3 protein-coding genes are annotated in these 2,100 nt (G+C 60.2%); 2 read left to right on the forward strand and 1 reads right to left on the reverse strand.

The genetic code is table 11. The features are described 5' to 3' along the window. Positions 1 to 432 (forward strand): hypothetical protein (locus ABYA88_RS16230; RefSeq protein WP_373188422.1); only part of this gene is annotated, 432 nt, incomplete at its 5' end. 10 nt (positions 433 to 442) lie between these two features. On the opposite strand, the gene ABYA88_RS16235 is transcribed toward ABYA88_RS16230, so the two are convergent. After that, positions 443 to 1,504 (reverse strand): AI-2E family transporter, encoded by a 1,062-nt coding sequence (locus ABYA88_RS16235; protein ID WP_373188423.1) that lies wholly within the window; start codon positions 1,502 to 1,504, stop codon positions 443 to 445. Between the two features lie 209 nt (positions 1,505 to 1,713). On the opposite strand from ABYA88_RS16235, the gene ABYA88_RS16240 reads away from it, so the two are divergent. Further along, the coding region (locus ABYA88_RS16240; protein ID WP_373188424.1) for a nucleoside deaminase at positions 1,714 to 2,100 on the forward strand (387 nt) is incomplete at its 3' end.

Here is a 2,100-nt window from a genome sequence, read left to right on the forward strand (position 1 = left end):
ATGGGCACTCGAAAGGGAATATTCATCCTCAACGAGAGCGTGTCCATGAAACAACCTGGTTACCCGCTGCTTCTAGCGGGACTCCTGGGCATCAGTGTCAGTATCGGTGCCCTGGCCCAGCAGGCGCCCGAAGTCGCCGCGAAAGCCGAGCGCATAGTTGCTGATCCGGAGATGCTGGCCCAGGAGCGCATGGAGCGGTCGATCAAGCTGGTTGAATCGCGCGCCAGCATCGAGCGCAGCCGGGGCATGCCCGATGTGGCCGAGAAACTGCAGAGAGTAGTAGCGTTATTGCGCACCGCACCGCAAAACGGTGAAGCGGCTCAATTGGCTGCCGAGGCGGCAGTAGCTGCAGAACGCGGCGCGATCGTCGATGCCCTGGTGTTGGCGGAAAGCGCCGCTGCGTTGTCACCAGACTGGAGCTCCCCGCCGTAGGCGGCCAGTATCAGTCGCGCACTCGTCGGGCAGTATCGCTCATCATGATTCCGGCCCAGCGAGCCTGCGGCGAGGAGTCCAGGGCCAGCTTGGCAATCATCGTCAGGGGCACCGCCAGCAACATCCCAATGGGACCGAATACATAGCCCCACAGCAGTAACGAGATCAGTACCACCAGTGGCGAGAGCCCGAGGCTGCGGCCCATCAGCCGAGGCTCGAGAATGCTGCCGATAATGGTGTTGACCGCTACATAGAGAGCCAGAACCAGCAATCCCTCGATTGGACCTATGCCCATCAATGCGATCAGTACCGCCGGAATGGCAGCGATGATCGAGCCAATGGTCGGAATGAAATTGAGAAGACCGGCAACGATTGCCCACAGCACCGCAAAATCGACCCCCATGAAAGTCAGGCCGATGCCAACAATGATGCCGGTAGCCGTGCTGGCCGCCGTCTTGATGACCAGATAGCGGTAAACCGATCGCAGGAACCGGCGACCGCGCACCCGCGCGCGACGGCGTCCGGGAAAGGCCGCATTGAGCTTGCCGGCAAAGGTCCGTTCCTCCAGCAACAGAAACATGAACGCGAGCAATACCAGCAGCGTGCTGGCGGTAAACTGCCCAAGGCCACCGGCGACCTCGCGGGCGATGCCGGTGATGGTGGCCGTTGCCGGAAGCGGCATCGTGGCTGGCAGGAGTTCCGCCGGGAGCCCGCGCGCAGCAATCATCTCACGCAGCTCGACCATCCAGCCGGCAAAGCGAGCCTGATATAACGGCGCCTGCGTCGCCATACTCTCGGCCGCGCCCTTGAGCGCCAGAAACAACAGGAAAAAGGTCAGACCCACCACCGAAAACAGCACCAGCACCGACAGGGGGCCCGGCACGCCGCGCCGCTGCATCCAGGTCAGCGGCGGAGCACAGATAATCGCCAGAAACGCCGCCAGCAGGAAAGGCGTGAGAATATGGCTGATCGCCTTCAAGCCACCCAGCACGATAACCAGTGCCGCAGCGCCAAGTAGCCATTGCAGGGCGGTGGAGTAGGGGCGACTGGTGGAGGGCAGGTAGGATTGCATCGAGGTTCCTGACAGAAGATGGATTGGCGCCATCTTAATGGGAAATTCGAAACGACTATAGAGCCATTGATCAAAATGCTGGCAGCGGACAATAAAGGGTTTAATCTGCAGCGGTTACATCTGGGAAGAGAACTATTGAACATGTCGAGTTGCATGGTTGATCAAGGCCCATCGATTTAGCCAAGACACTTATCAGATTGGAGAACACCATGGACCCTTTCATGCGCGCCACCATAGATGAAGCCCGCGTCGGCCTGGCCGAAGGTGGCATACCCATCGGCTCTGTGCTGGTTCACAAGGGCACGATCATCGGGCGGGGACATAATCGGCGGGTGCAGCAGGGCAGTGCGATTCTGCATGGTGAGATGGATGCGCTGGAGAACGCAGGGCGGCAGTCAGCTGCAGTGTATGCCGCTTCAACGCTGTATACCACGCTCTCCCCCTGCGCCATGTGTACCGGCGCGATTTTGCTCTATGGCATCCCGCGGGTGGTAATCGGTGAGAACCAGACCTTTATGGGCGAAGAAACCTTGCTCCGTGAGCGGGGGGTGGAAGTTGAGGTGTTGCAGGACGCTGAGTGCATCGCGCTTATGCGC

The organism is Halopseudomonas sp. (assembly GCF_041579695.1).
Classification (GTDB): domain Bacteria; phylum Pseudomonadota; class Gammaproteobacteria; order Pseudomonadales; family Pseudomonadaceae; genus Halopseudomonas.